General features: G+C 44.7%; 24 protein-coding genes. 2 read left to right on the top strand and 22 right to left on the bottom strand.

The genetic code is table 11. The features are described 5' to 3' along the window. Positions 1-2: 2 nt before the first annotated feature. From RUW00_RS02645 to RUW00_RS02610, 8 genes are all read right to left on the bottom strand, one after another. Positions 3-776, bottom strand: a complete 774-nt coding sequence (locus tag RUW00_RS02645; protein ID WP_095272065.1) for an enoyl-CoA hydratase/isomerase — start codon at positions 774-776, stop codon at positions 3-5. After that, positions 773-2035, bottom strand: a complete 1263-nt coding sequence (locus tag RUW00_RS02640) for a hydroxymethylglutaryl-CoA synthase family protein (protein WP_017417811.1) — start codon at positions 2033-2035, stop codon at positions 773-775. The genes RUW00_RS02645 and RUW00_RS02640 overlap by 4 nt, the downstream gene beginning before the upstream one ends. Positions 2036-2086: 51 nt before the next feature. Next, a complete protein-coding gene (locus tag RUW00_RS02635) occupies positions 2087-2335 on the bottom strand; it encodes an acyl carrier protein (RefSeq protein WP_014417817.1) in 249 nt (82 codons plus the stop codon). A gap of 65 nt (positions 2336-2400) precedes the next feature. Next, entirely contained in the window at positions 2401-4641 is a 2241-nt protein-coding gene (gene fabD, locus RUW00_RS02630) for an ACP S-malonyltransferase (RefSeq protein WP_095272062.1), read from the bottom strand. 1 nt (position 4642) lies between these two features. Then, positions 4643-5617, bottom strand: a complete 975-nt coding sequence (locus RUW00_RS02625) for an acyltransferase domain-containing protein (protein ID WP_017417808.1) — start codon at positions 5615-5617, stop codon at positions 4643-4645. A gap of 136 nt (positions 5618-5753) precedes the next feature. Then, entirely contained in the window at positions 5754-6623 is an 870-nt protein-coding gene (gene fabD / locus RUW00_RS02620; protein WP_015417505.1) for an ACP S-malonyltransferase, read from the bottom strand. A 314-nt stretch (positions 6624-6937) separates the two neighbouring features. Beyond that, positions 6938-7615, bottom strand: coding sequence for an MBL fold metallo-hydrolase (locus RUW00_RS02615; protein ID WP_003154103.1), 678 nt, complete (start codon positions 7613-7615; stop codon positions 6938-6940). Further along, positions 7599-7748: a hypothetical protein gene (locus RUW00_RS02610; RefSeq protein ID WP_223255065.1), complete on the bottom strand. Its 150-nt coding sequence runs from the start codon at positions 7746-7748 to the stop codon at positions 7599-7601. Before RUW00_RS02610 ends, RUW00_RS02615 begins: the two co-directional genes overlap by 17 nt. Before the next feature lie 587 nt (positions 7749-8335). Between RUW00_RS02610 and RUW00_RS02605 the strand changes: the two genes are divergently transcribed. Both RUW00_RS02605 and RUW00_RS02600 read left to right on the top strand, forming a co-directional pair. Further along, entirely contained in the window at positions 8336-8545 is a 210-nt protein-coding gene (locus tag RUW00_RS02605) for a hypothetical protein (RefSeq protein WP_232489698.1), read from the top strand. 294 nt (positions 8546-8839) lie between these two features. Then, a complete protein-coding gene (locus tag RUW00_RS02600; protein ID WP_315956458.1) occupies positions 8840-9655 on the top strand; it encodes a hypothetical protein in 816 nt (271 codons plus the stop codon). Positions 9656-9738: 83 nt separating this feature from the next. On the opposite strand, the gene RUW00_RS02595 is transcribed toward RUW00_RS02600, so the two are convergent. From RUW00_RS02595 to RUW00_RS02530, 14 genes are all read right to left on the bottom strand, one after another. Then, positions 9739-10326 carry a globin family protein gene (locus tag RUW00_RS02595; RefSeq protein ID WP_280145105.1) on the bottom strand — a complete coding sequence of 196 codons (588 nt, stop codon included), beginning with the start codon at positions 10324-10326 and terminating at the stop codon, positions 9739-9741. Positions 10327-10491: 165 nt separating this feature from the next. Further along, on the bottom strand, positions 10492-10674 hold the full coding sequence (locus tag RUW00_RS02590) for a hypothetical protein (protein ID WP_280145104.1): 183 nt from the start codon (positions 10672-10674) through the stop codon (positions 10492-10494). 487 nt (positions 10675-11161) lie between these two features. Further along, positions 11162-11704 carry a tyrosine-type recombinase/integrase gene (locus RUW00_RS02585; RefSeq protein ID WP_280145103.1) on the bottom strand — a complete coding sequence of 181 codons (543 nt, stop codon included), beginning with the start codon at positions 11702-11704 and terminating at the stop codon, positions 11162-11164. Between the two features lie 247 nt (positions 11705-11951). Next, complete coding sequence (gene mutL / locus RUW00_RS02580) at positions 11952-13826, bottom strand: DNA mismatch repair endonuclease MutL (RefSeq protein WP_280145102.1); 1875 nt, start codon at positions 13824-13826, stop codon at positions 11952-11954. A 15-nt stretch (positions 13827-13841) separates the two neighbouring features. Beyond that, a complete protein-coding gene (gene mutS, locus RUW00_RS02575; protein WP_095272028.1) occupies positions 13842-16427 on the bottom strand; it encodes a DNA mismatch repair protein MutS in 2586 nt (861 codons plus the stop codon). Positions 16428-16545: 118 nt separating this feature from the next. Then, entirely contained in the window at positions 16546-17091 is a 546-nt protein-coding gene (gene cotE / locus RUW00_RS02570) for an outer spore coat protein CotE (RefSeq protein ID WP_003154111.1), read from the bottom strand. A gap of 252 nt (positions 17092-17343) precedes the next feature. After that, the gene (gene ricA, locus RUW00_RS02565) at positions 17344-17775 is read right to left on the bottom strand and encodes a regulatory iron-sulfur-containing complex subunit RicA (protein ID WP_003154113.1); all 432 of its coding nucleotides are present in this window, start codon (positions 17773-17775) and stop codon (positions 17344-17346) included. 2 nt (positions 17776-17777) lie between these two features. After that, complete coding sequence (miaB, locus tag RUW00_RS02560) at positions 17778-19307, bottom strand: tRNA (N6-isopentenyl adenosine(37)-C2)-methylthiotransferase MiaB (protein WP_003154116.1); 1530 nt, start codon at positions 19305-19307, stop codon at positions 17778-17780. Between the two features lie 142 nt (positions 19308-19449). Beyond that, positions 19450-20628: a glycine C-acetyltransferase gene (locus tag RUW00_RS02555; RefSeq protein ID WP_109955188.1), complete on the bottom strand. Its 1179-nt coding sequence runs from the start codon at positions 20626-20628 to the stop codon at positions 19450-19452. 12 nt (positions 20629-20640) lie between these two features. Continuing rightward, positions 20641-21687, bottom strand: coding sequence for an L-threonine 3-dehydrogenase (gene tdh, locus RUW00_RS02550; RefSeq protein ID WP_160216854.1), 1047 nt, complete (start codon positions 21685-21687; stop codon positions 20641-20643). A gap of 257 nt (positions 21688-21944) precedes the next feature. Further along, positions 21945-22205 carry a stage V sporulation protein SpoVS gene (gene spoVS, locus RUW00_RS02545; RefSeq protein WP_003154135.1) on the bottom strand — a complete coding sequence of 87 codons (261 nt, stop codon included), beginning with the start codon at positions 22203-22205 and terminating at the stop codon, positions 21945-21947. Positions 22206-22404: 199 nt separating this feature from the next. Further along, complete coding sequence (locus tag RUW00_RS02540; RefSeq protein ID WP_003154137.1) at positions 22405-23199, bottom strand: TIGR00282 family metallophosphoesterase; 795 nt, start codon at positions 23197-23199, stop codon at positions 22405-22407. Positions 23200-23259: 60 nt separating this feature from the next. Next, entirely contained in the window at positions 23260-24819 is a 1560-nt protein-coding gene (gene rny / locus RUW00_RS02535) for a ribonuclease Y (protein WP_003154140.1), read from the bottom strand. A 292-nt stretch (positions 24820-25111) separates the two neighbouring features. Further along, positions 25112-26293, bottom strand: a complete 1182-nt coding sequence (locus RUW00_RS02530) for a serine hydrolase domain-containing protein (protein WP_071181769.1) — start codon at positions 26291-26293, stop codon at positions 25112-25114. Positions 26294-26309: the final 16 nt, after the last annotated feature.

Genomic DNA, 26309 nt, shown 5'->3' with positions numbered 1-26309 from the left:
TCCTAACTGTTCTCCGTTTCCCAAGGAAGCCGTCCCGTTTCTGCATAACGGGTAATGGCTGATTGGTTATCCGGATCTGAAAACATCGCTTGATTTTCGGCTAAAGCAATGGATTTCGAACGATGAACAAGGTCGTTTAAGGAATCCATGTATTTTTTATAGCGGATGACTGCTTTTTTCGACAGCGGACGAAGGCGCAGCAAATGCTTTCTCAGCTCTGTTGCTGAGTCCGGGACGCATACGTCACAAAGTCCCCATTCAAGCGCCTGGCGTGCCGGCACGGGCTTTGTCATAATCGTCATATAATGCGCCTTTTGAAATCCGATTCTTTGAATTAAAAACGGCAGAACGCAGGCCGGATAAAGTCCGAATAACAGTTCAGATAAACTGAACGAAGCACTCTCCTCTGCAATGACGATATCGCAGGCGGCGGCAAAACCGACACCTCCCGCATTTACTTTTCCGCGGACGCGGGCGATTGTGATGTACGGCCCGGATTTTAATGCCAGCCACAAACGGTAAAGCGGCTCCTGCGATTCCGCATGCTGTATACCCTGCCTCATTTTCCGGTACATCTCATCAAAATCCGCCCCGAAACAAAATACCTCCGGCTGCCCTTCAAGCACTACGGAGGTCACGGAGTCTTCACATTCAGAAAGAACGTGCAGGCATTCCTCCACTAAACGCTCATTAATCGTATTGTTGGCTTCAGGCCGATCAAAGGTGATGAAGCAGACATTTTGCTGAAAACGGACGTTTATCGTTTCATAGGTCACGATATCCACCTGTATTTCCGATGAAATTCCGTGATTTCTTCCAAATACAAACGAGGGCTTCCTGTATGATGGTCTAAAATGTTCGGCACCATATTCATATCCAATTTGACATTCCTAGTTCCGAACTTCACCAGACCGCTGCCTTTAAACAGTTCTTCATACTCCTCCATGGACAGCCTGTATCTGTTGTTCAGGTGCTCTTCTATTTTGAAAGAGTGCTGCCGCGTTTGTCCTTCAGGCGTCACAACGCCGCTGTAAAATTCTGAACAGCACCCGGAGCCGTACGAAAAACAGCCGATCCGCTTAGAAGTGTCGAATGCCCCTTGGTCAATCGTGCTTGCAAGAGCCAATAAAGAGGCTGCTCCCATAATATTTCCGACTCTTTGGCAATAGCGGAGCCCCGGCTCTACCCTGGTTTGAAAATCCTGTTCGATTTCAGCGTTTTTCGCTTTTGCAAGCTTGCGCATCATCGTCCGGTGGGCTCCTTTGACCATGCCGCCAAACGGTGTATGGAAGGCAAGATAGTGAAACGTCTCTTTGTAGTCAGCGCCCGGCACACGGTTTTTGTACTCGCGAAATGTCTGTTCACAGCAATCGAGGTAAGACATCAATGACAAATCGGCATCACCGGCTTCACTGTCCGGGATCGGACGGCATGTATCCATCACCTCATAGCCGTAGTAGCCGTTGGCGCCCGCATCCGCCTGAAATACGATGGGATTTTCACCGATCAATAAGGCGACGGCACCCGCTCCGGCGCTCGGTTCTGCGTAAGACCAATCCTCGCTTAACGCATCGCCGCCTTCGGCAATTAAAAACCGGGAAATATCCGTCGCGACGACAAGCGCCTTCGCTCCGGGGGATGTCTGCGACAAAATAAAGTTAAGCGCCATCTGCAAACCCGCCGTTCCTGAATAACAGGCTTGCTTCAGTTCAAATAAACGGCAGTTCCGGTTGAGGCCTAAGTAATCATGAATATATGTACTGAGTGATTTTCCGAAATCGATGCCGGACTCCGAGCAGGTAATCAGCAGCTCGATTCTGTCTTTTTCAGCCTCTGTCAATCGGTCGATAATCGGCTTTGCCGCGTTAACGCCGAATGTGACGGGGTCTTCGTACGGAAGCGCCACCGCTTTTTCTTTCATCAGTAAATTCTCAAATCTGGCAGGGTCTAAGTTTCTGTACTCCGCCAGCTGCATGACATCAAGGTATGCTGTCCCGCCAAACACATTTATCGCTTCTATTCCGGCAGCCGCCATGAACTTCGCCTCCAATATGAATTTTGAGTTTCCGATTATTTCACCGTTTTATCAGACAGCCTGTACCTTTTCATAAAGCTTTGCCGCCAATTCGCCGATGTTTGACACTCCCGTCAGCTCAACACGCGGGATCTGCAGTGATAATTCTTCAAGCATCATCGTGATAATTTCGGCGCGGTCCACTGAATCCGCCCCCAGATCAACTAACCGGTCTTCCTGTGAAAGCTGTTCGCCTTCTAAATCAGGCAAAACCTCGTAGATTGTGTTCTGCAGCAATTCAAAGATTTTTTCTTTACTCATTGTCAGTTCCTCCCTGTTTCATCTTTTATGAATATTCCATGTTTTCAATCTATCATTTCGTCTTGTCAACACGTTTGCAAAAATGAACCTAACTTCTGATTCAAAAGCGAGGCCGTCTCTTCCATAAGCCGCATGCCGATATCATCGGCATGGCGGTTTTTCCAGGACTCCAGCTCCGTACCTTTCACCCATTGATTAAAGGCGCCTAATGCCGGGCCGCAATGAATCTGGAAGTCTACCTTGGCATCCGGGTCTCCTTTAATCGCCGAAGCAGAACTTTGCCTGAAATACCATTTGAATATGAGCGCCATTTTCTGTTTCGGATTCCGTTCGGCTTTTGAAATGTCTTCATTCGAATAATGAGCCTTCACTTTGTCATAAATACTGCTTACACTTGCCTTAAAATACTTCTCTTCTATTTGTCTGAGTGTCTTTTCATCAATTTCTTCAATTGAGCGGTGACGCTGATACAGTTCATGCAGCTTAGAGGCGCGGGTCGGAAAGAACAGCCCTTTCTTTAATACCTGCACCTTGCTGCCTGATTCAAACATATCGCCGGCCGGCGCGTAGGCCGTATCCTGTACATTCATCTGCTGCAGGAGGTCCTTTACGAGGCCGCTCGTCGCTGCCTCAACGGTGCATTGGTTAATAGATCCGGTCACAATAAAATCAGCGCCGAGCATAAATGCGGCCATGGCAGCCTCGGGCGTTCCGATTCCCCCTGCGGCTCCGATGCGGACGGTTTTGCCGTATCGGTATTTTTTCATCATGTCATCTCGTAAACGGATGATCGCCGGCATGAGACTGTAAGCAACTCCGCCGTCAGTGTGGCCGCCTGAATCAGCCTCTACGCAGATGTCATGCGCAACGGGTATTTCTCTCATCAGACTTGCTTCTTCAGCGGTAATTTTGTTTTCGGCTGCAAGTTTCTGCAGAATGTGATCAGGCGCCGGGCTGAGAAACGCTTCCGCTACTTCCGGACGGGAAAGCTTGGCGATAATCCGCTGACGCGCTATTATTTGTCCTCCGGCACCGCGTTTTAACCCCTTAGCGCGAAACCTTACTAAAGCGGGAGTAACCGTTAAAAACGCTGATGCTTCCAAGTTCTGAACCCCATGCTTCAATAAAAGATCAATCATTTTTTCTTCTGAATCTGTATGTTTCATGTTATGTACAACATTTATGCCGAAGGAACCGCCGTCACGAAGCTCATGCTGAATTGACAAAATGGCGTCCTCGACGTGCGCGATGTTCAAACCGCCCGTTCCGAAAAAGCCCATCATTCCTTTTTCGGCCAGTTTGACGACCATTTCCTTCGAAGAAATTCCGCGGTACATGCCGCCGGCCAAGTAGGCGTATTTCAATTGATAATCGCGCTTAAACTCTTCATTTCCTAAAGACGCCGCCGTAATTGAGCTTTTTCCAGTCTCAGCCGGGACTTTGATTTCATCTGTTATCGGCTCCGCTTCAGCCGTAATTCTTTGAATCAGCCCCGTCAGCACTTTTCCGGGACCGATTTCCTCAAAGCTCATGTTCTTTCTTCCCATTAAGAAACGGATACTGTCAGTCCAGTTCACCGATCCCGTTATTTGTCCGGTGAGTGTCTCTTTCAGCTCTCTCTGCTCATAGGGTCTTGCCGTCACATTTGAAATGACCGGAATGGACAGCGGCTTAAAATGGAAAGACTCGATAAACCGTGAAAATTCCTCCTTCGCTTCCAGCATGTATCTGGAATGAAAGGCGCCGCTGACATTTAAGCGGTGAACCATTTTTACGCCGTTTACGGCTTCAAAAACGGATGCGGCTTTTTCAATATCTTCTTTATAGCCGGAAATGACAATTTGCTGCGGTGTGTTCATGTTGGCGATATCAATCATATCCAAGTGATTTTCTCTTAAAACATCCGTCACCTGCTCATGAGTCAGGCCGATCACCGCTGCCATGCCGCCTCCTTTTGCGCGGCTCATCAGTTCGCCCCTTTTTTTGACCAGCTGTAAGCCTTCTTCAAAATCAAAGACGCCCGAGGCGTATAACGCGTTATATTCGCCTAAACTGTGTCCGGCGGTAAAATCCGGTTTCAAGCCGGTTTCTTCTGTTTTTTTCAAATAACTGAGGGCATTGACGACATAGAGCGCCGGCTGAGTGAATTGAGTCTGATTGAGACGTTCTCCGTCCCGGCACAGCTCCTGAATGGAATATCCGAGAATGTGATCGGCCTTTGCGGTTAATTCAGGATAGCGGCCGAACAGGTCCTCTCCCATCCCGATTTTTTGCGAGCCTTGGCCTGGAAAAACAAAGCTGATCATCTTACAGTCTCCTTCCGGGCGGTGATAAAATGCTGTCTTCTATTTGCTGCAAATGTGTTTGTTCTTTATGAAACGGCGTCATAATGGCACGGATGCGTTCAGCCGATCCTGCAGGAAGAATCTGTTTGGCAAATGCGGCCAATGTTCCGGAAGGCCCGGCATCGATATACAATCCTTTTTGGCGGCTGTCTGCGAATTGAAGCGCTTCGCGGAATCGAATCGGCTTTCTTACGATATCCCAGAAAAAGTCCGCTTGTATATCGGTCTCAGCCTCTCCTGTCGCACTGGAGATGTACGGTATAAATGGAGTCCGGATTGATTTCTGAGCTAAAAAGCGCTTGTACGGCTGTTCCGCCTGATCAACCAGCGCTGAGTGAAACCCGTAAGATACCGGCAATAGCTGATGAGGAATCTGCTTTTCTCTCAGATCGTCCATGATCCTTTTGATATGCTCCCGCTCTCCCGAGATGACAAAGTGAGAATGATAGTTTACAGATGCCAATTCACTATGTTCGCCGAGCAGCGGATCATCTTGATATAAAGCCGGATCACCCAGTATCGCAAGCATGCTGCCGTTACGGCAAGTTTCCGTAACGATTCGGGCCTGTTCCAGCACGCAATCTAAAGCATCCTCGGCGCTCAGCACGCCCGACACAGCGGCCGCTGCATACTCTCCGAGGCTTGCTCCGATCACATAATCGGGACGTATGCCTCTTTGCTCCAAAGCATATGCAAGTGCGTACTCAGCCATAAAAATGGCAGGATGGCTGAAAAGAAGGCGGTCAAATGGATCAGACAGACGATTGCCTGTATGATACATCTCTTTAAGGACAGAGTAACCGAAACGGCTGACTGCAAAATCGTCCAAGTCAAGCATTTTCTGCCGAAAAGCGGCGTTATGTGCAAACAGCTCTTTCCCCATTTGATAGTATTGGGAACCCTGTCCAGAAAACATGAAAACAATTGGCTGGTTCATTTGTTCTCCTTTTTGCTCTTTATTTTTTTAAAATATTGATTTGTGAGTTTTTCGTGATGTCGTGTGCAGGTGAAGTGGTCGTGATGTTGTATGGCTGGCACTATTGTGTGAGATAAGAATTTTGACTTGCGTTCCGCTACATGGCGGGTGAAGCTTCAGTTTCTTTTTTGATGCGGTGAATAAGTCCTGTCAGCACATGGCCCGGGCCGACTTCTTCAAATTCCATCCGCCCTTTGTCCAGCAGATAGCGGATGCTGTCGTTCCATCGCACTGAATGGTCGATCTGATCGGCCAGAACGGAGTGGATTCCGTCTTGCTCATAAGGTCTGGCATGCACATTAGAAATGACGGGAATTGATATAGCAGAAAAATGAAATGACTGTAAAAATTTTTCGAACTCTTGTTTTGCTTCACTCATATATCTCGAGTGAAAAGCGCCGCTTACGTTTAACGGATGAAACATCGTAACGTCTTTTAATCCTTCGAATACGCTTTTGGCTCTTTCAATGTCTTCTTTGCGTCCGGATATGACAACTTGGTGAGGAGAATTCATATTGGCAATATCAATCGTATGTAATCCGTGCGTTTGAAGGGCGTCTGACACTTGAGCTGCAGTTAACCCCATAACAGCGGCCATTTTTCCGTCAGTGGCCATACTCATTAATTCGCCTCTTTTACGGACAAGCTGCAGGCCGGTAATAAAATCAAAAGCACCTGCTGCAAACAGCGCATTATATTCTCCCAAACTGTGGCCGGCCACATAATCCGGCTTTATGTCATTGTCTTGGATTTTTTTCAAATAGCTTAACGCGTTTACAACATATAAAGCAGGCTGGGTGAACTGCGTCTTATGAAGATTGGAATACGGATTCTCAAGACAAAGCCGTTTCATGGAATATCCGAGTGTTTCATCAGCCTGCTCCGTTAAGTCTTTAAATTCATCAAACAATGAGCTCCCCATTCCCTGCTTTTGAGAACCTTGTCCGGGGAATAAGTATGTGATCATTTTCTCAGCCATCCTTTCTCGGATTCAGATAAGAAGCATGTTCAAGTTGATAGTAACTTCACAAAAATACCATGTCAAGTTAATTTATCCTATGCGAACTCCTGAATAATGCCTATTTTTCCCTGTCAGAAGGCGGACTCAGGGCTTTCGGAACAGGCGTAAGCAGAATGTCCCATCCGGCCTGCCCGGCGTTCTCTTCCGCAAACTCCCGTTACTCAGTCATTCATCACCAGAAATCTAGTAATAACTACCATTCCATTTCAGAACTTCTTTGCCTCAAAAGAAAAGCTAGTTAGATAGAACTAAATTACACATTACTTAAAATGAAACAGCCCTTTTTGATTTTTTCTGTTGCGAAAATTCACGAAATGTTCTTTTTTTTCAATCTGAAAGTAAATATTGTTTTTCAAAAGACTCTCCATTTTTTGACCCGGCTTCTCCCCGAAGGAGTGCCCCGGATACACACGCACATGCGGCGGAATGGAGGCTTTGATCCTCTGTATACTGTGAAACATATCTTCAGCTGAGCTGCCCCTGTCCTCACATATACCGCACCCTTCTGTAAACACGGTGTCACCGGTAAAAAGATGATCAGATAGCAAATAGCACATTCCCCCGGCCGTATGTCCCGGGGTCAGTATACTTCTGATGATAAACCCTCCGGCCGCAAAGGTTTGGCCGTCTTCAAGCGCTATTAAGTTTCTGCACCGGAATTGATAGAAATCGATTTCCGCCGACGACATGTATATATCAGAATGATAGATTTGCTGAAGCGGCTCCGCCAAGTTTACATGGTCATAATGCGAATGTGTTAATAAAATAGCTGATAAATCAACATCCAATTCATGCAGTTTATCGGTTATTTTATCGATTTCCCAGGACGGGTCCACCGCTATCGCAGATTTTTTTGAGCGGTCTGCGATAATATAACAATAGTTGGACCACATCTGGTGATAAGTTTTGATTTGATGCACTTCATATGTATGATCCATTGTCACCATTCCCATTTAAAAGATCCGGGCAGACTGCTGCCGCCGCCCAGCCGACTGTAACCACTTTACCAGATGACACCACGTTTTTCCATGGATTTTCCGGTAAAGATAAAAAACTGTTCAAATCAACCAAAAGAACCAGCCTCCGGTTTTTAAAATTTGTTATCGTAATATATAAGGAAATAAGAATATTCATTTACATGAATACTTTAGGAGATTTTATTCAGAAAATGAAGGATGGTATAATTTTCGAATAAAAAGAAAGAAAAACAAATCGAGTTTTTATTTTGAAAAGAATTGTCGAAGTAGTCTGAGAGGATAATCAGTCTTTAAATGACATTCAATCTAGATTCTTATTTCAATCCTTTTCTTCAAGATAACCTAAACCCATACGGCTTCCCCAAAATATATCAGAATACCTTAGCTCCTTACCCGAATTTAAATGTTATGCTTATGAGTTGGCATTAACGCACAATTCCGAATTAGAAAAATACGACGTAATTCACACACAAGATGTTGTTTCCTCACTTCACTTTCTTGGAACAGCCGGAGCATTCTCCCCTGAGTAATCTTTTATGCTAGAGATAAAGCATCTTCTGGACCAAACGGCACGTACGCCGCTTGATGGATTACTTAAACTCTTATGTTTCCTCTTTAAACGGGACTATTGTTGGTGATTATCAAATTTAACCTGTGTTAAGCTTTAGACGGGAGGTAATTATGGAAAATAAAAGAAACGCTGAACCGAGCCCAAAAGCTATAAGAATTCTAACTTACATCATTCCTATAGTTTTAATAGGGCTTATCCTTCTTCTTAAGAATATTAATACCGCAGCAGCAGAAATTTCATTTTATATTGTTGCTGTCGGTGTGGTTCTCTTAGTGGTTTTCAGTTTGATCAAAAATAGAAAAAACCGCAGGAAGAACTAAATGTAATGGGGGCTAATTACTAGTCCCCTTTGACTCTTTCAGATTGTCAGCTCACCAAATTCCAATTTTATTTAAATTCTTCTCCCATCTCTTCCCATGAGAATCATCTTGCTCTTTAAGAGATTTTTCACAAGTAACATTCAATGAAAAATTCGGGACCATACAAAAAAACCCCCTGCTTTTTTTATTGTGCTTCCAGGTTCATCTTCAGTGACAGCAAACTCTTGCAAGTATGGAAATCCTTCCTCTTTTGTTTTAAGATGTTTATGTTCGAAGATAGGAGAGGAAATCATTATGGCTTTATTTATTGCATTGTTTGGTGGTTTCATGGTTATAGGGGCATTTATTGGGGTAATACTGCTGGTTCCGGGAAAAACTAGAAGAACTGGACTTCTGCTGTCTCTTACATGTATCGTTATATTACTTTCAATAGGGTTCATTAATAAGCATTTTCTTAAATATGAAGATGAACCTATTGCGACCATTACGCCAGGCGAATATAAAAAAATAAGAGAAGATATGACTTATGATGAAGTCAAAAAAATTGTTGGCGGCAAAGCGAAATCTGAATATAAAATTAATAAATATTCATCGCCAGATTATGATTTTGATGGAGAGGACGGCTTGGAAAATGATGCAACGGTATCTCTTCATTTTGTTGATGGTAAGTTAAGCGTCAAAAGTGAATATGGGTTAATTACTAAAAGTGATCAATCAGAATTAGATGACTCACCGTATGTGGATGTAACGGAAAATCCCGAAAATAAAATTAAAGAATTAGTAAATGAACACCTACATAACGTTTCTGTCGAAGATATTGAAGTCAATCAGGATCTTGGAACTAAAGAAAACGGTCAAAACATTGCACTGGTTCACTTGTCCTTTGATTTAAAAAATTCATTAGCAAGAACTAAGAAAATGATTGAATTATATAGTGATGATTTAGCTGCTCGCACAGCAATAGAAGACAAAAGCGTTAATGAAATCTCTGTATTTTGGAAAGCTCCATACATAGACGAAAACGAAACCCTAGCAAAAGTATCTTACAAAAGATCCGGTGAAAAGATGAAGGTCAGTGCGAGAAACTATTCTCAATCTTTAAGTTATTAATCAATTTAAATGAAAAAAGCCCTCTCTTTAGGGACTGCCCCCCGTTTTTGAGACAGGGATCAAAAACGGGGGGCAGTCCCATGCTATTCTGTTCTTTTATATTTTCTATACTTCTGTTTTATTCTCTCCTGTCCCTTAACCAATATATTAAAAATATCTCTGCACTTTTCCATGTCCTCATACGCTTCTTGAAAACTATATTTTTCTTTATACATATGGTAGAATTTCTGATGTAATTCAATTAACTCTACCAATTCATAATCAAGATATTTGTAAACAATCTCTTTTTGTTCGGTTAGAACTTTGTCAAAATCATTAACATTTAATTTAATATGCATTGCCTTAGACTCTTCATCCATAAATGATGTTTCTATCCATAAAAAGCGATTGAAACTAGGTTTTAGAAAACGTAATAATTCATTTATCTTGGTCAAAGTTTCAGTCACATTGCTCATGAAAATTTCTTTTTCTCTGTGCTGAATCTGAAGTTTAACACCGTAATATGTAATTGCACCGCCTAATATTGCTCCCATAAAAGCAATTAATCCAGCCCAGATGGTTTCTTTATCTTCAAAGAATGTATTTAATATTCCTGAATAAAGAAGTATATCTCCAAGAAATAAAGATAGAATGATAAATATTAATATAGTGTCTTTAAAATTAAGTTTCAATATCTTCCCTCCTCATTATCGGTAAAAGGAAGGAACAAAGGAACCATTTGCAAAATTTGTCGAACGATTCATTAGAGTTGTTTGCAGAGAACATAAAAAACGCCCCCCTTATTAGACAGCGCTTAATTCTCACAATGAATATTTAGTACACAATTCATTTAGTTATCAAACTGAATCATACCCTCTTATGCTGTAACAAATGTCGCCGTGCTTGTTGTATTCATTCTTTAAAGAGGGTTCTTCTTTAGTTGACTTGACTTCTAATATTTGACCAGCGTTAAGAATTTGTTTGATTTTGTCCAGAGCCGCTTCCTTGCAATGTGTGTCCCGCATTACTAAATTCTTCAATGAAATCCCTCCAATAGAAAAAGCGCCCTCCCGATTGGGAAAGCGCCTGTCTGTTTATTACCTATACCATAATACCTTATCTAAAACAAAATGGTGTGCCGTTATCGTGCCACCTTTCTGCCAAAATCTTTTTAGTACATTCCTTTTTGCTCTGCTGCAGTCATCCCGCTCACCCCTTCATTACTTGGTATCGTTCTATCAAACCATGCCTTTCTCTTCTAACGCTGAACCTGTTGCGCCTCTACTCATCCCGCTCACCTCCTGTAACACAATAATATCACGAAAAACGCCCAAATTTTCCATTTATCCACAAAATCCACGAATTACCCATATGTTATAGACTGTGCAACTGCCTGAAGTGTCGCCAGCCCTTGCCTCTACTGTTTTCAATCCATACCCCTAAAATGAATTCCACGTATGCTTTTTGAAGGGAATCAATAAAAATATGCAGAAAAAAAGACTCATCTTGTTTATGAGATGAGCCTGCTTATATTTTAAATTTCTTCATGGCATTGTTCATGGCATCCTGGTTAATTCCAATGTATCGAAGGGTTGTCCGCTGATCTGAGTGATTAAAAATCTCCTGCAGCATGGCAACGTCTTTTGTTTGCTTGTAAAAATGGTATCCGAATGTTTTCCTCAGCGTGTGCGTGCCTATATCATCCAAATTGACATACTCAGCAGCAGCCCTCAGAATCTTATAAGCCATCGACCGGGAAATGGACTTGTTGATCCCTTCGCGGCTTTTGAAAAGATATTCATGATCTTCTTCCCCCTCAATATATGCCTTTAATTCTCTTTGAAGTTCCGGCGTCATTTCAATTCTCTTTTTCTTTTTGGTTTTCTTCTCTATAAGGTTGAAATACGGCCGCTTGGCGTCTCTTACTCTCAGCTCCAGTATATCTGATATACGAAGGCCTGAGTTTATACCAGTGACAAATAGCATGTAATTCCGTTCGCTCTGTTCTTTTAAGAACCGTTTGATATAGAAAATACATTCCGGATCCCTTATCGGCTGAACAAAATTCATTCCGGCGCGACCCCGTCCTTATAGACTTCCACGCGAAGAGCAAAGGCCAGCCGATAAAATGCTTTTGCTTTCGTTCAGATATCAAATTTTGTAAGTGAACGACTCGGTCATACCGATGTGAAAATGACGGCTGATGTCTATATCCATATCAATCAAAAAAGCATTAATCGGTTTGATGAATACCTAAACAGCTAAAAACCAATGGGCAAAATGTGGGCACGAGGGGTACATCCCACACAGAACCCTTCTACATCACACGCTTAAACATCTTCTCCATCTCATACGTGCTGTGGTGAATAATGATCGGCCGGCCGTGCGGGCATGTGAACGGGTCTGTCGTTCGGCGCAGGTCGTCCAAGAGCGCTTTGATTTCATCGTTTCGCAAATGGCGGTTCGCTTTGATTGAGCCTTTGCAGCTCATCATAATGGCCGCTTCCTCCCGCAGTTTTTTAATATCGATCTGTTTGGCGTCAAGCACCTGCTGAATGATTTCTTCAATCAGTTCAGCTTCTTCCCCTTTTGGAAACCAGGCCGGATGGCAGCGGACGATGTAGCTGTTCGTGCCGAATGCTTCTAAAAATACTCCGACGCTTTCAAGCTCATGCTGATGCTGGTCAATGATCAGCGCTTCATTTGCCGCGTAATGAAAGGTGAGCGGCACGATCATGTCCTGTACTTCAGGCTCGACCTGCCCGACTTTTTCCCGGAAATATTCGTATTTAATCCGTTCTTGTGCCGCATGCTGGTCAATGATATACAAGCCATTTTCGTTTTGGGCTAAAATATATGTCCCGTGCATTTGGCCGATCGGATACATCACCGGAACTCTTTCTTCCCGTATTTCTTCAGAGACAGCTTCCGGTTCCGGAGTATCGGAAACAGGCGCTTCCGTTACCGGCATGCCGAGCTCCGGCGGCACTCCGTGATCCGCTTCATTCGGGAGGATCTCTTCTTCTATTATTACCGGCTCAGGCTCTTTTACGACCGAACTCAGCTTCATTGGTGAGTAAGACGGCTCCGGCGTTTTTTCAGGAAGTTTCCGCTCAGGGGCACTTTCCTCGAACGTTATGAATTGCTGTTCGTTTTTGGCCGGTGCCGGCGCTGATTTTTTCGGGAGCTGGGCGCTCGGAATAAGCCGCTGCTTTTGAAACACTTCCTTTATCCCGTCACGGATCAGCTCATGCAGCTCCGTCTCTTTGCTGAGGCGGACTTCAAGCTTTGAGGGATGTACATTGACATCGACCAAAATCGGGTCCATCGTAATTTCGATAAACGTAATCGGATGGCGGCCGATCGGCAGAAGTGTGTGATAGCCCTCATGCACCGCTTTTACAAGCGGGAAATTCTTAATGTATCTTCCGTTAATGACAGATGACATGTAGTTTCTGGATGCACGCGTGATTTCCGGAAGCGCAATGTAGCCCTTGACTTCAAAATCAAGCGAGCTGACATGGAGCGGTATCATTTTTTTCGCAACCGCCGTCCCGTAAATTGCGGCCAGCACATGGCGCACGTCCCCGTTACCGTTTGTCTGCAGCAGATTTTTCCCCTGATGGCGGAGACGGATCGATACTTCCGGATGCGCAAGAGCGATCCGGTTAACAACATCCGTAATATTGCCGAGCTCCGTATGCACGGTTTTCATATATTTCAATCTGGCGGGTGTATTGAAAAACAGATTGGTAACGATAATCTCCGTTCCTTTTCTGCTGGAGGATTTCTGTTCAGAAATGATATTCCCGCCCTGAAGAATGAGATGGGTGCCCGCTCCCTCGCCGATGCTCGTTTTGATTTCCAGATGAGAAACAGACGCGATACTTGGCAAAGCTTCTCCGCGGAAACCGAGTGTTCTCACCCGGAACAGGTCGTTTTCATCTTTGATTTTACTGGTCGCGTGGCGGCGGAAAGCCCGCTTGCAATCATCGGTTTCCATCCCTTCGCCGTTATCGAGCACCCGAATCGACGAAAGCCCCGCTTCCTCTATGTCGATTTCAATGACTGTACTGTTTGCGTCGATGGCGTTTTCCACCAATTCTTTAACGACTGAGGCAGGCCGTTCGACCACCTCGCCGGCCGCTATTTTATTTGAGAGTTCATCTGACAGCTGGATGACTTTTGCCAAGTCCGTCACCTCTTTCTATTTTAATTTTTTTTGCAGCTTGTACATTTCGTTCATTGCTTCAAGCGGCGTCATATCGAGAATATTGATTGACTTAAAGGCTTCAAGCACTTGTTTTTCTTTATTAGAAACAGCCGGTGCCTTCTGTTCTTTTTCACCGTCAGCAAAAAAGGACAGCTGTGCCGGTTCTTCTCTGACGGCGGACTTTTTCTCAGATACCGCCGGAAGCTCCGGTTTATCTCCCGTCTGCTCAAGCTGTTTCAAAATCTCCTGCGCGCGGCTGATCAGATCGTCCGGGAGCTCGGCAAGCTGGGCGACATGAATGCCGTAACTTTTATCTGCGGCTCCTTCTTTGATTTGATGGAGAAACACGACCGTTCCGTTATATTCCTCTGCGCGCACATGAACGTTTTTCAGCTGAGGAAGCTTATCTTCAAGCACCGTCAGCTCATGATAATGCGTGCTGAACAGTGTTTTAGCGCCGATATGATCGTGAACATATTCAATAATCGCCTGTGCCAGCGCCATTCCGTCGTACGTTGATGTCCCGCGGCCGATTTCATCAAACAGGATCAGGCTGTCTTTTGTGGCGTTCACAATCGCGTTTTTCGCTTCCAGCATTTCCACCATAAAGGTGCTTTGTCCGGAAATCAAATCATCCGCTGCCCCAATTCTCGTGAAGATTTGATCAAAAATCGGCAGAACCGCTTCTTTTGCGGGCACAAAACAGCCGATCTGGGCCATGATCGATAAAAGTGCGATCTGTCTCATGTACGTGCTTTTACCTGACATATTCGGACCCGTAATCAGGAGCATTTCCCGCGAATCGCCCATCAGGCAGTTGTTCGGCACGTATTCTTGACTGTCCATCACCTTTTCAACGACGGGGTGTCTCCCTTCAATGACTTTTACTTCATTATCAGAAAAGACGGGCTTTGTGTAATGCCTGTTTTCACTGATCGTAGCAAAGCATTGCAGTGCGTCCAGCTCACTCATTTGTTTGGCAAGACGCTGCAGACGCGGAATAAATTGTTTCACCTTTTCACGCAGTCCGGCAAAAAGCTCATATTCCAGCTCGCAGATGTTGTTTTCCGCTTCTAAAATAAGCGCTTCTTTTTCCTTCAATTCCGGCGTAATGTACCGTTCGGCGTTTGTGAGGGTCTGCTTCCGCTCATACCGTCCGTCCTCAAGAAGATGAAGGTTTGCTTTTGTGACTTCAATATAATAGCCGAACACTTTATTGAAACCGACCTTTAATGAACGGATGCCCGTATAAGCGCGTTCCTGCTGCTCCAGTCTGGCAATCCAGTCTTTACCGTTTTTGCTGGCGTCACGGTACTCATCGAGCTTCTGATGATAGCCGTCTTTAATTAAGTTGCCTTCTTTTAACGATAACGGCGGGTTTTCATGAAGGGCTTCTTCTAACAGGTCAAGCAAATCTCCGCACAGATCAATCAAGCCGGCGCGTTCTTTTGCTTTTTTATGGTTAAGAGACCCTACAAGCTCTTTGATGCTCGGCACTTGTTTTAAAGATTCTTTCAGCTGGATTAAATCCCTTGCGTTGACGTTTCCGAATGCGACCCGGCCCGCCAGACGTTCTAAATCGTATACTTCCTTCAGGCGCTCTCGCAGATCTTCACGCTCAAACAGATGATTGATCAGCGTCTCGACCATTTCCTGGCGTTCCTCGATTTGGGATGCCCTGATCAGCGGGCGGTCAATCCATTGTTTGAGAAGCCGGCCGCCCATTGCTGTTTTCGTCTCGTCTAAAAGCCAAAGCAATGACCCTTTTTTGCTTTTCGAACGGATCGTTTCCGTCAGCTCAAGATTCCGTTTTGAATACAGGTCAATTTTCATCGCTTCTTCCAATTCATATACTTGAACCGGCTGCAGGTGATCCAGGCTCCGTTTTTGCGTTTTCTGCAAATACGTATATAAACGCATAAACGTCTCTGTCAGCTCTTCGCCCGGCAAGTGCTTTGCGATTTCAATGCGTTCTGTTATTTCCCCGTCTTCGATGGAAATCGTGGCGCCGCACCGTTCTTTCAGCTGAGCAGCTGTATGTTCGTTAAACTTGCTTGATACGACAATTTCCCTTGCGCCGACTGAGTAAATTTCTGACATGACATCCTCAATCCGCTCAATAAATACGGCCAGGTTTTCTCCGGTCGTTAAGTCCGATAAAGCGAGACCGTATCCGTCACGGAATTCGGAAACGGAAGCGATAAAGTTGTTTTCCGACTCATGAATGCCTTTTCCATCCATCACGGTTCCCGGTGTGATCAGCTGGACGACTTCTCTTTTTACAACGCCTTTAGCCGCCTTCGGATCTTCCGTCTGTTCACAGATCGCCACTTTATAGCCCTTTTTAATCAGCTGTTCAATATAAGCCGCCGCGGAATGATACGGCACGCCGCACATCGGAATTTTATCAGCCGAACCTCCGTCTCTGCTTGTCAGTGTAATTTCAAGCTCTTGTGACGCTTTTTTTGCATCTTCAAAAAACATTTCATAAAAGTCACCAAGCCGAAAAAATAAAAAGGCATCTTGGTGCTCTGCCTTTATCTTCAAGTATTGCTGTATCATAGGCGTGTAACTAGCCATCATTTAATCCCTCACTATGTATCTTCTCTTATCCGAATCCCATTATAACATAAACAAAAGAGTGATATCTTTATATATAAAAAAGAGACTTGGGGTGTTAAACTCCCCTAGCCTCAACTTATTCTTCAGGATCTCCGACTAAAAATTCAGGGTTAATGTCCTCTAATTCTTCATCAAGATCGTCTTCCCAATCATCATCATCGTCTTCTTCCCAGTCAGGATTGACTTCGACGACGACTTTCGTTTCACCGACCACTTCTGCTAAAAATTCTCTCTCTGCCTGAACCACGATTTTATTTCCGTTAGGAGAAATGGTGACTTCAAGACAATTCGGCTGCTGCAGCACTTTGGCAATGACTTCGTGTTCGTCATCTAAGTAATTTGTGTCTCTGTATCTGAGTTTAATCACATCGACATACTTTACTCTCTCGGTTACAACTTCCGTTTTTGTATTATCGGCGTAAGAGTACCAGACGTTTATATCATAATACCCTTCAATTTCTACAGTCTTCCCGATCTTTTCGGCATCGTACTTGTGGTTGATAATCCAGCCGCCCAATATACTTGACGGTTTTTCTCCAGGTGAGATCGTGTTGGTGCATTGGGTGAATTTTCTTCCTTTCGCAACTACCGCTTTCGTAATAATTTCCCTGTATTCAGACATTCCGGCAGGCCTCCTTGTTCTTCTTCGTGTTATCTTATGCTGGGCATTTGTCTCATGTGCATTTTTATAATAAAAATATAAAAATACAAAGTTTCTGTTTCATTGTATGCAGCCCTGCCCAGAAACTTTACTTTTAAGTATGATAAAACTTTCCAGTAAAATGGGACAAAACAGTAAGTCAATGAAAATTTAGTACATATTACAATTAGTTCTCAAATAGCAAAAAAACACGGGCCGATGAAGGCCCCGTGTTTAAATAGAACAGCTGTTATTCGAATGTTTTACTTTTGAACCGGTTTCTCCCGTCAGCAGGTTGCCTCCGGTAGATGTAATGATTTCGTTTGTCACCTGATTTGAGATCGTATGTGCGACAAGCTGAAGAAGGTCATTGACCTCAATCTGGGAATCTCTGAATTCCTGAATGATCGGAATCCCTTCAAGCTCTTCCTGCAGGGCGTCAATTTTACTTTCCACTTGTTTCAGCGCTTCAAGCTTTTCGTAGTGCTTCAGGTTAACGGCTTGCTTTTGCAGGGTTTTAATCTGATTAATAATCGCGGAGACTTTTTCATTTTCGTTAATCTGCGCCTCAGCGCGTTTGAAAAAATCAACTTCTTCTGTTTCAGAAATCATTTTCGCAAGGTTCCTAGCCTGCTGTACAATGTCTTTCTTAGAGTAAAGCGTCATTATTATTTCACCTCGATTGCTTCTCCTGCCATCACACCGTCAAGCGACCATGTTTTCGCCTGTTCGATTTTGACGCGTACAATCTTGCCGATGGCGTCTTTCGGCCCTTTGAAGTTGACGAGCTTGCTTTTTTCCGTATAGCCGGCAAGAATGTCAGGGTTATTTTTGCTTTCTCCCTCAACTAATACTTCGACAGTCCTGCCTTCATATTCCTTCATTTTTTTGGCTGAAATTTCTTTCACCAAATCATTGAGGCGCTGAAGACGTTCTTTCTTGACCCTCATCGGAACATTGTCTTTCATCTTCGCTGCCGGCGTGCCTTCACGCGGAGAGTAAATAAACGTATATGCGCTGTCAAATTCCACTTCTCGATATAACGAAAGCGTTTCTTCAAACTGTTCATCAGTTTCATTCGGGAAACCGACAATAATATCGGTCGTCAGTGAAGCGTTCGGCATCGCCGCTTTAATTTTTCCGACAAGCTCCAGATAGCGTTCTCTGTCATATTTGCGCGCCATCATTTTTAACATCGCTGAGCTTCCTGATTGAACCGGAAGATGGATATGGTCAAGAAGGTTGCCGCCTTTGGCGAGCACTTCGATCAGATGATCATCAAAGTCACGCGGATGACTCGTCGTGAATCGGATTCTAGGAATATCAATTTTACGCAGTTCGTCCATTAAATCACCGAGACCGTACGTCATATCCTCAAAATCTTTTCCGTACGCATTCACGTTTTGACCGAGCAGCGTGATTTCTTTATAGCCTTCGCTTGCAAGTCTTCTGACTTCCTGGATAATTTCCTCAGGACGGCGGCTTCGTTCTTTTCCGCGGGTATACGGTACGATGCAGTATGTGCAGAACTTGTCACAGCCGTACATAATGTTGACCCAGCCTTTAATTTTTCCGTTGCGGACTTTCGGAAGGTTTTCAATGACATCCCCTTCCTTCGACCACACTTCAATGACCATCTCTTTTGATAAATATGCCTCTGATAACAGTTCCGGCAGACGGTGGATGTTGTGCGTGCCGAAAATCATATCGACAAACGGGTGCTTCTTAAGGATGCGGTTTACGACTGATTCTTCCTGTGACATGCAGCCGCAGACACCGAGAATCAGGTCCGGATTATTTTTTTTGAGCGCCTTTAAATGGCCGAGCTCTCCGAACACTTTGTTTTCAGCATTTTCCCGGATAGCGCAAGTGTTTAATAAAATAACGTTCGCGTCATCAACCGAATTTGTCGCTTCATAACCGAGCGCCATAAAAATACCCGCCATGACTTCCGTATCATGCTCGTTCATTTGGCATCCGTACGTGCGGATATAAAATTTCCTGCCTTCACCGAGGCCTTTAAATTCTTCTGAGATTTTAAAATCGTTATGATATTGAACGGATTCTTTGCCCCGTTTTTTCGCATCTTTTAAAGAAGGCGGAATATAAACGGCTTCAAAATACTTGCTGTAATCCTTTTCGGATTTTTTGTCCGCCGGATTCACTTGTCCGCTTTCCTGCTTTTGCTTTTCATTCATGTTCGAATGTCTCCTTTCAACCGAAACTTCCACCCTCAAGTATACTGGTTAAAAGCGTTTGGCACAACCGCCAGCCTATTATTGTACACCTTATTGAGAATAAGAATCAATAAGAAATAAAAAAGAGGGAATCATTTCCCCCTTACACAAGCTGAAGCTCTTTTGCGGCTGAACGGATAACTTCCAAGGCCCGGTCAAGCTCCTCTTTTGTATGCTCCGCCGTAATAATGGTGCGGATTCTCGCTTTTCCTTGGGCGACCGTCGGATACACGATGCTTTGTGCAAAGACGCCGCGGGTCAATAAAAGGTCTGATAATGCCTGGGCTTTTTCTTCCTCCCCTATTAATATCGGCACGATCGGTGTTTCGCTTTTTGTGAGGGTCAGTCCCATTTGAACCAGTTTGTCTTTGAAATACGCCGTGTTCTCCCATAGCTTTTCCATATGCTCCGGCTCTTCCAGCAGGACGTCAATGGCTTCTATGCATGCGGCCGTTACCGCAGGCGGATGAGAAGTGCTGAATAAGAAAGGACGCCCTTTATGGCGCAGGTAATCGATCAGAACCTGCGACCCTGCGGCGTAACCGCCAAGCACTCCGATGGCTTTGCTTAATGTGCCCACCTGTATGTGAACTCTTCCGTCAAGCCCGAAGTGATTAACCGTTCCCCTTCCGTTTTTTCCGAGTACGCCGGAAGCATGCGCGTCGTCGACCATCACAAAGGCATCGTACGCCTCTGCAAGTTTGACGATGTCAGGCAAAGGAGCGATGTTGCCGTCCATTGAGAATACGCCGTCGGTGACGATCAGGCGCATGCGGTAATTCATTGATTTTTTCAGCACCCTTTCCAAATCGTCCATATCAACATGGCGGTACACCTTTTTATCTGCTTTTGTGAGCCTGATTCCGTCAATGATGGAAGCATGGTTCAGTTCGTCAGAGATCACGATATCCTCTTTTGTAAGAATGCTTGATAGGACGCCCTGATTCGTTGTGAACCCCGATTGAAAAACAAGTGCCGCTTCTGTTTTTTTAAAGTTTGCCAATTTTTTCTCCAGCTCATTGTGCATTGTGAATGTTCCGGCGATTGTCCGGACGGACCCCGTACCCGCCCCGAATTCTTCCGCGGCGCGTTTGGCCGCTTCGACAAGCCTTGGATGCGACGTCAAACCGAGATAATTGTTCGATGAAAGCTGTATCACGTTTTTCCCTTTGACTTCCACCGACGGACCCTGCTTCGTTTCAATTTGTTTCATTTGCTGCCACGTTTTATTTTCTTTCATTTTATCAAGCTCGGCTTTTAGAAATTCAAATTCTTTCATTATAGAACCCTCCCCTTATGGAATCAAAATGACTTTGCCGCACCGGCCCTTTCTCATCAGGTCAAACCCTTTTTCAAAGTCTTCAAGCGGAAACTGATGCGTGATCACCGGCGTCAGATCAACAAGGCCGGATTCAAGCAGGTGCGATACCTTCCGCCATGTTTCAAACATTTTTCTGCCTGTGATGCCTTGGACGGTAAGTCCTTTAAACACCACGTCATTTGTCAGGTCAACCGTCACCGGACGTTCCGGCAGACTCAGCATGTGGAACCTTCCCCCGTTGGCCGCCATCTTTAATCCTTGTGTTATGGCTGTCGGGTGGCCGGACATTTCGCAGACAAGGTCGATCCCTTCTCCGCCTGTTAAGGTGTCAATCACCTCAAGCGGATCTTCCTCGTCAGCTGGAATGGTGATCGTGGCTCCCAATTTCTTCGCAAGAGCCAGCCTGTAATCATTTTTATCAATGGCCACAATACGGGACGCACCGGCCGCTTTAGCCACCGCCACCGCCATCAGTCCGATCGGTCCGCAACCGATAATTGCAGCGGAACCGCCCGCAAGCTGGCTGTTTTCCAGCACCGTATGCACCGCGTTGCCAAGCGGCTCTTGAACAGAAGCGACGGCGGGGTCCATATCAGCGGGATTTTTCCAAACATTTCGAGCCGGCACTTTGACATATTCAGCGAAGGAACCGGCTGTATCTACGCCGAGGATCTTTGTATGGGTGCACACATGATGTTTTCCTGTTAAACAAGGGACACAAGTACCGCAGACGAAGTGGGTTTCAGCCGAAACGTAGTCACCTATTTTGACATTTGTGACGTGCTTGCCCGTTTCCGCTACGATACCGCTGAATTCATGTCCGAATACTTGAGGTGTTTTGATTCGTTTCTGCGCCCATTGATCCCAATTATAAATATGCACATCTGTACCGCATATAGATGCGGCCTGTACTTTAATGAGAACTTCATTCTCATTAATGGAAGGTATGGGAATTTCTTTCAGAGTTGCTCCGAAAGCGTTTTCATTTTTAACGATAGCTTTCATCTTTCCTCCCAACATGTACACTCCTCCTCGAAAAAACACTGTAATAACTGGATTGTAACATGAGATAAAAAGGAGGTAAATACCAGTGTCCACTCCAAGAAAACAACTGCTTCCGTCCGGAAAAATGGGCGGGATTTTTTTTGAATATTATATGAATAAAGCCATTTATCATCTCTTCGTACTATCAATATAATATTGTGAGAAAATATGACAACAATAAAAACAACCCGCTCGCCTTACGCAAGCAGGTTGAGAATGTCATGTTTTTGTTTTTAACGGGGTTCGACGATTAACTTAATCGCCGTTCTTTCTTCTCCGTCAATCTGTATATCTGTAAAAGCCGGAATACAAATCAAATCTACGCCGCTTGGCGCGACAAAGCCTCTGGCAATCGCAACCGCTTTAACAGCCTGGTTTAAGGCACCCGCCCCAATTGCTTGAATTTCGGCGGCTCCGCGTTCCCTCAATACACCGGCAAGCGCGCCTGCTACTGAATTTGGACTTGATTTTGCTGAAACTTTTAAGATTTCCATTTCTGCTCCCCCTTAGTTTTACAATGGATAAGTGAGTGTTCATTAGAACAATCATTATTAGATGTTGCTATCCAAAAAGCCATCCCCACAATGCTTTTCAAAAATAGCGGGCTACCTTCCATTTCTACTATATTCACTAAGAAGTTGCTATATTCCTGCTTTTCCTTTTAATATTTTTATAAAATAAACACATGATCACCTATTCAAAGAACATATGGTCATCATTGATTAATATCCGTTCGATATTTACGGCCTTTTTCGTTTGATCGTCGATGTCAATGAGCACTCCGCTCAGCGTAGTTTTACCTTCCGCCACCGTAAACCGGACGGGAAGATTGGTTTTAAACCGCTTGATGACCGTTTCTCTGTCCATACCGAGAATTCCGTCGTACGGACCCGTCATGCCTACATCAGTAATATATGCCGTTCCTTTCGGTAAAATGCGGTTATCTGCCGTTTGCACGTGTGTATGGGTGCCTACCACGGCAGAGGCTCTTCCGTCTGTGTACCAGCCGATCGCAATTTTTTCGCTTGTCGCTTCGGCGTGAAAATCAATAAAAATGTACGGCGTGCGCTTTTTCGCTTCTTCTATTAATTCATCCGCTTTAGCAAACGGATCATCAAGCGGCGGAAGAAACGTCCGCCCCTGTAAATTAATGACGGCAAGCTCTTTTCCGTTCGATTTAATATAGGTAATGCCTTTGCCCGGCGTACCTTCCGGGAAGTTCGCCGGCCGGACAAGATGCGGCACATCATCAATAAAGTCGAAGATCTCTCTTTTATCCCACGTATGGTTTCCCATTGTAATGGCATCTGCTCCCGCTTCCATCAGGCTGTGGTAGATCTTTTCTGTCAGTCCTTTTCCGTGTGCTGCATTTTCTCCGTTAATAATTGTAAAATGCGGTTTATGTTTCGCTTTCAGTTTCGGGACATATTCTTTTACCATGTCGCGGCCCGGGGAACCGACAACATCTCCGATAAATAAAATTCTCATACATTCCATTCCTTCCTTTTCAGGGACTCAAAAAAATAAAGTGATGCGCTAAGCATCACTTTATTTTGCATACTCTACGGCTCGAGTTTCTCTGATTACGGTCACTTTAATGTGGCCCGGATAATCAAGCTCGTCCTCAATTCGTTTACGGATATCACGTGCCAAACGATGGGCTTCTAAATCATTAATGGAGTCCGGCTTCACCATGATGCGAACTTCACGGCCGGCCTGAATCGCAAATGATTTTTCAACACCTTCGTAAGACTCGGAGATTTCTTCAAGCTTTTCAAGTCTGCGGATATAGTTTTCGAGCGTTTCACTTCTCGCGCCCGGTCTTGCGGCTGACAGTGCATCAGCGGCAGCGACCAGAACGGCGATAATGGAAGTCGGCTCTTCGTCTCCGTGGTGTGACGCAATACTGTTAATGACGACTGGATGCTCTTTATATTTGGTCGCAAGCTCCACTCCGATTTCCACGTGGCTTCCTTCCACTTCATGGTCAATTGCTTTTCCGATGTCATGCAGAAGACCGGCCCGCTTGGCAAGCTTTGCATCTTCTCCAAGCTCGGAAGCCATTAAACCGGCTAAAAACGCAACTTCCATAGAATGTTTCAGTACGTTCTGCCCGTAGCTTGTACGGAATTTCAACCGGCCGAGGATCTTGATCAGATCCGGGTGGAGTCCGTGAACGCCGACTTCAAACGTCGTCTGCTCACCCATTTCCCGGATATAGTCATCAACCTCACGGCGGGATTTTTCAACCATTTCTTCAATGCGCGCCGGGTGAATACGGCCATCCTGAACAAGTTTATCAAGAGCGATTCTTGCCGTCTCCCGTCTGATCGGATCAAATCCGGAAAGAATGACTGCTTCAGGTGTGTCATCAATAATCAGGTCAATACCTGTAAGCGTTTCAAGCGTACGAATGTTACGCCCTTCACGGCCGATGATACGTCCTTTCATCTCATCATTCGGAAGATTGACGACCGATACCGTCGTTTCGGCAACATGATCTGCTGCACAGCGCTGCAAAGCAAGCGACAGAATGTTTTTCGCCTTTTTATCTGCCTCTTCTTTCGCACGGTTTTCGGTTTCTTTTGTCATGATGGCGATGTCATGTGAAAGCTCATTTTCAACCCGGTCAAGAATGATTTGTTTCGCTTCATCCCGTGTCAGGCTCGAAATGCGTTCGAGTTCTGACTGCTGCATACGAATCATCTCATCCACTTTGCTTTCCATCTCTTCAATATGTTGTTGTCGTTCATTCAGAGAATGATCTTTCTTCTCCAACATCGCTTCCCGTTTATCAATTCCTTCATGTTTACGGTCAAGATTTTCTTCTTTTTGAAGTAAACGGTTTTCTTGTTTTTGAAGCTCATTTCGTCTTTCACGAACTTCCTGTTCAGCATCTATTCGAAGTGTATGGATTTCGTCCTTTGCTTCAAGCAGAGCTTCTTTTTTCAGTGCTTCAGCATCACGCTTTGCATCTTCAAGGATTTGCTCGGCAGCACCGCGTGCGCCCGCAATCTTTGCTTCGGCAATGGTTTTACGAACATAGTAGCCAACAACTAAACCGAGCAGAGTCAGCAAAATGGAGATGAGAACCGTCATTGGGGTCATACTTTCACCTCCTCTTGCTATGAACTTGGTTTTTGCTTAAATAAGTGCCGGCATGTACATTGTTTGATTTTCTCAACATACAGAACCTTCACAGGGAATGAGTCTCTCATGCCCTTGTCAAGTTTAAATGGTTTAACAATCATGTTAAAAAAACAAATGTTACAACTTCATTGTAATTGTGTCGGAAATACTTGTCAAGCTTGCCAGCTTAACGATTCGCCTTCAGCTCGGAATCTTCGCCATGTATATATCATACCATACCTAGATCCGCTTTTCGTGAATGACGGCTCTGTCAGTCCGCCTGGTTAAGCAATTGGTAAATTCTATTGTTTACCTGTCCCAATTTGGCGTTATTCTGAATGTTTGACAGTAATATGACATATTTGCTTGCCGAATGGCTGAAGCTGTTCAAAATGTTGTAACCGGGCATAACACCGTGATTGGAATAGCTTCCCGGATCAATGTAAAACCCCATGCCGTAAGCGGCACTGCTTCCTGCTGTAAACATTTTTGTGAAGCTTGCTTTTGAAAGGAGCGTGTTGTTTACGATCGCTTTATCAAATTTATAGAGATCTTCAGCGCTCATATACATGTCGCCCGCCCCGTACAGCTGCGATAAGTCCAAAAGGTGCGGCGTTACAAGACTGCCGCTCTCATCGACTTTGTAGCCGACGGCAGGATATTTGGCTTTGGCAAATGTTTTGTAAAATCCGGCATGCTTCATTCCGGCCGGTTTGAACACGTGTTCTTTTATATATTGTTCATAAGACTCCCCGCTGACCTGAGATACGATATAAGCAAGCACTGAATAGTTGGAATCCCTGTAATCCCAAACCCCGGGCTGCCGTTTAATTCCGCGGTATTCTATATCCTTGATTAAATCAATTGGAGAAATCGGTCCCTGCCCCTCAATATGCCCGTTTATGCCGGACGTATGATTGAGCAGGTTTTTCAGTGTAATGCGCGTGCCGTTAGGAAAATTCGGCAAGTATGTACTGACGGGGTCACTCGTCTGCAGCAGCCCTTTTTCTTCAAGCTGCAGGACAGCCGTCGCGATTAACGCTTTTTGTGAAGAACCGATATAATATGATGTCTCCGGATTGTTTTTAATTTTTTGTTTTCGGTCCGCATAGCCAAAGCCTTTTTTCAGCACAACTTTTCCATCTTTTACGATCATTGCTGTGCCGCTGAACCCGATCTGTTGCAAGTAATTGCTGATCTGTTTATTGTGATCGATTGATTTAGGTGTTTTCTCTTTTTGCGTCTTTTCTTTTTTCTGTTGAGTCTGGTCTTTTGAAGTATCAGATTGAGCGGCGGGAGCGCTTTTAACGGATTCCTTCTCCCGGTGATGCGCTGTGACGGTCCAGATCATAATAAAAACAGTGACAAGCAGCAGAAAAAGAAACAGCCCTCCCGTTTTCATCAGCTTCTTCTTTCTTTTTTTATTTATTCTTGTGCGGCGGGGGCTCGTCATCTTTTTTCCTCCTCAG

It is taken from the genome of Bacillus sp. IS1, assembly GCF_032461585.1.
Taxonomy (GTDB): Bacteria; Bacillota; Bacilli; order Bacillales; family Bacillaceae; genus Bacillus; species Bacillus velezensis.
Note: the sequence above shows the minus strand (reverse complement) of the source record. Positions and strands in the feature narration are given on the sequence as shown.

What these genes read in the sequence shown, in the direction of transcription:
- RUW00_RS02640 (WP_017417811.1), bottom strand. Translation starts at nt 2,035, where the DNA reads ATGGCGGCTGCCGGAATAGAAGCGATAAATGTGTTTGGCGGGACAGCA.
- RUW00_RS02635 (WP_014417817.1), bottom strand. Translation starts at nt 2,335, where the DNA reads ATGAGTAAAGAAAAAATCTTTGAATTGCTGCAGAACACAATCTACGAG.
- fabD (WP_095272062.1), bottom strand. Translation starts at nt 4,641, where the DNA reads ATGATCAGCTTTGTTTTTCCAGGCCAAGGCTCGCAAAAAATCGGGATG.
- RUW00_RS02625 (WP_017417808.1), bottom strand. Translation starts at nt 5,617, where the DNA reads ATGAACCAGCCAATTGTTTTCATGTTTTCTGGACAGGGTTCCCAATAC.
- fabD (WP_015417505.1), bottom strand. Translation starts at nt 6,623, where the DNA reads ATGATCACATACTTATTCCCCGGACAAGGTTCTCAAAAGCAGGGAATG.
- RUW00_RS02615 (WP_003154103.1), bottom strand. Translation starts at nt 7,615, where the DNA reads ATGGATCATACATATGAAGTGCATCAAATCAAAACTTATCACCAGATG.
- RUW00_RS02605 (WP_232489698.1), top strand. Translation starts at nt 8,336, where the DNA reads ATGGAAAATAAAAGAAACGCTGAACCGAGCCCAAAAGCTATAAGAATT.
- RUW00_RS02600 (WP_315956458.1), top strand. Translation starts at nt 8,840, where the DNA reads ATGGCTTTATTTATTGCATTGTTTGGTGGTTTCATGGTTATAGGGGCA.
- RUW00_RS02585 (WP_280145103.1), bottom strand. Translation starts at nt 11,704, where the DNA reads ATGAATTTTGTTCAGCCGATAAGGGATCCGGAATGTATTTTCTATATC.
- mutS (WP_095272028.1), bottom strand. Translation starts at nt 16,427, where the DNA reads ATGGCTAGTTACACGCCTATGATACAGCAATACTTGAAGATAAAGGCA.
- cotE (WP_003154111.1), bottom strand. Translation starts at nt 17,091, where the DNA reads ATGTCTGAATACAGGGAAATTATTACGAAAGCGGTAGTTGCGAAAGGA.
- ricA (WP_003154113.1), bottom strand. Translation starts at nt 17,775, where the DNA reads ATGACGCTTTACTCTAAGAAAGACATTGTACAGCAGGCTAGGAACCTT.
- miaB (WP_003154116.1), bottom strand. Translation starts at nt 19,307, where the DNA reads ATGAATGAAAAGCAAAAGCAGGAAAGCGGACAAGTGAATCCGGCGGAC.
- tdh (WP_160216854.1), bottom strand. Translation starts at nt 21,687, where the DNA reads ATGTTGGGAGGAAAGATGAAAGCTATCGTTAAAAATGAAAACGCTTTC.
- spoVS (WP_003154135.1), bottom strand. Translation starts at nt 22,205, where the DNA reads ATGGAAATCTTAAAAGTTTCAGCAAAATCAAGTCCAAATTCAGTAGCA.
- RUW00_RS02540 (WP_003154137.1), bottom strand. Translation starts at nt 23,199, where the DNA reads ATGAGAATTTTATTTATCGGAGATGTTGTCGGTTCCCCGGGCCGCGAC.
- rny (WP_003154140.1), bottom strand. Translation starts at nt 24,819, where the DNA reads ATGACCCCAATGACGGTTCTCATCTCCATTTTGCTGACTCTGCTCGGT.
- RUW00_RS02530 (WP_071181769.1), bottom strand. Translation starts at nt 26,293, where the DNA reads ATGACGAGCCCCCGCCGCACAAGAATAAATAAAAAAAGAAAGAAGAAG.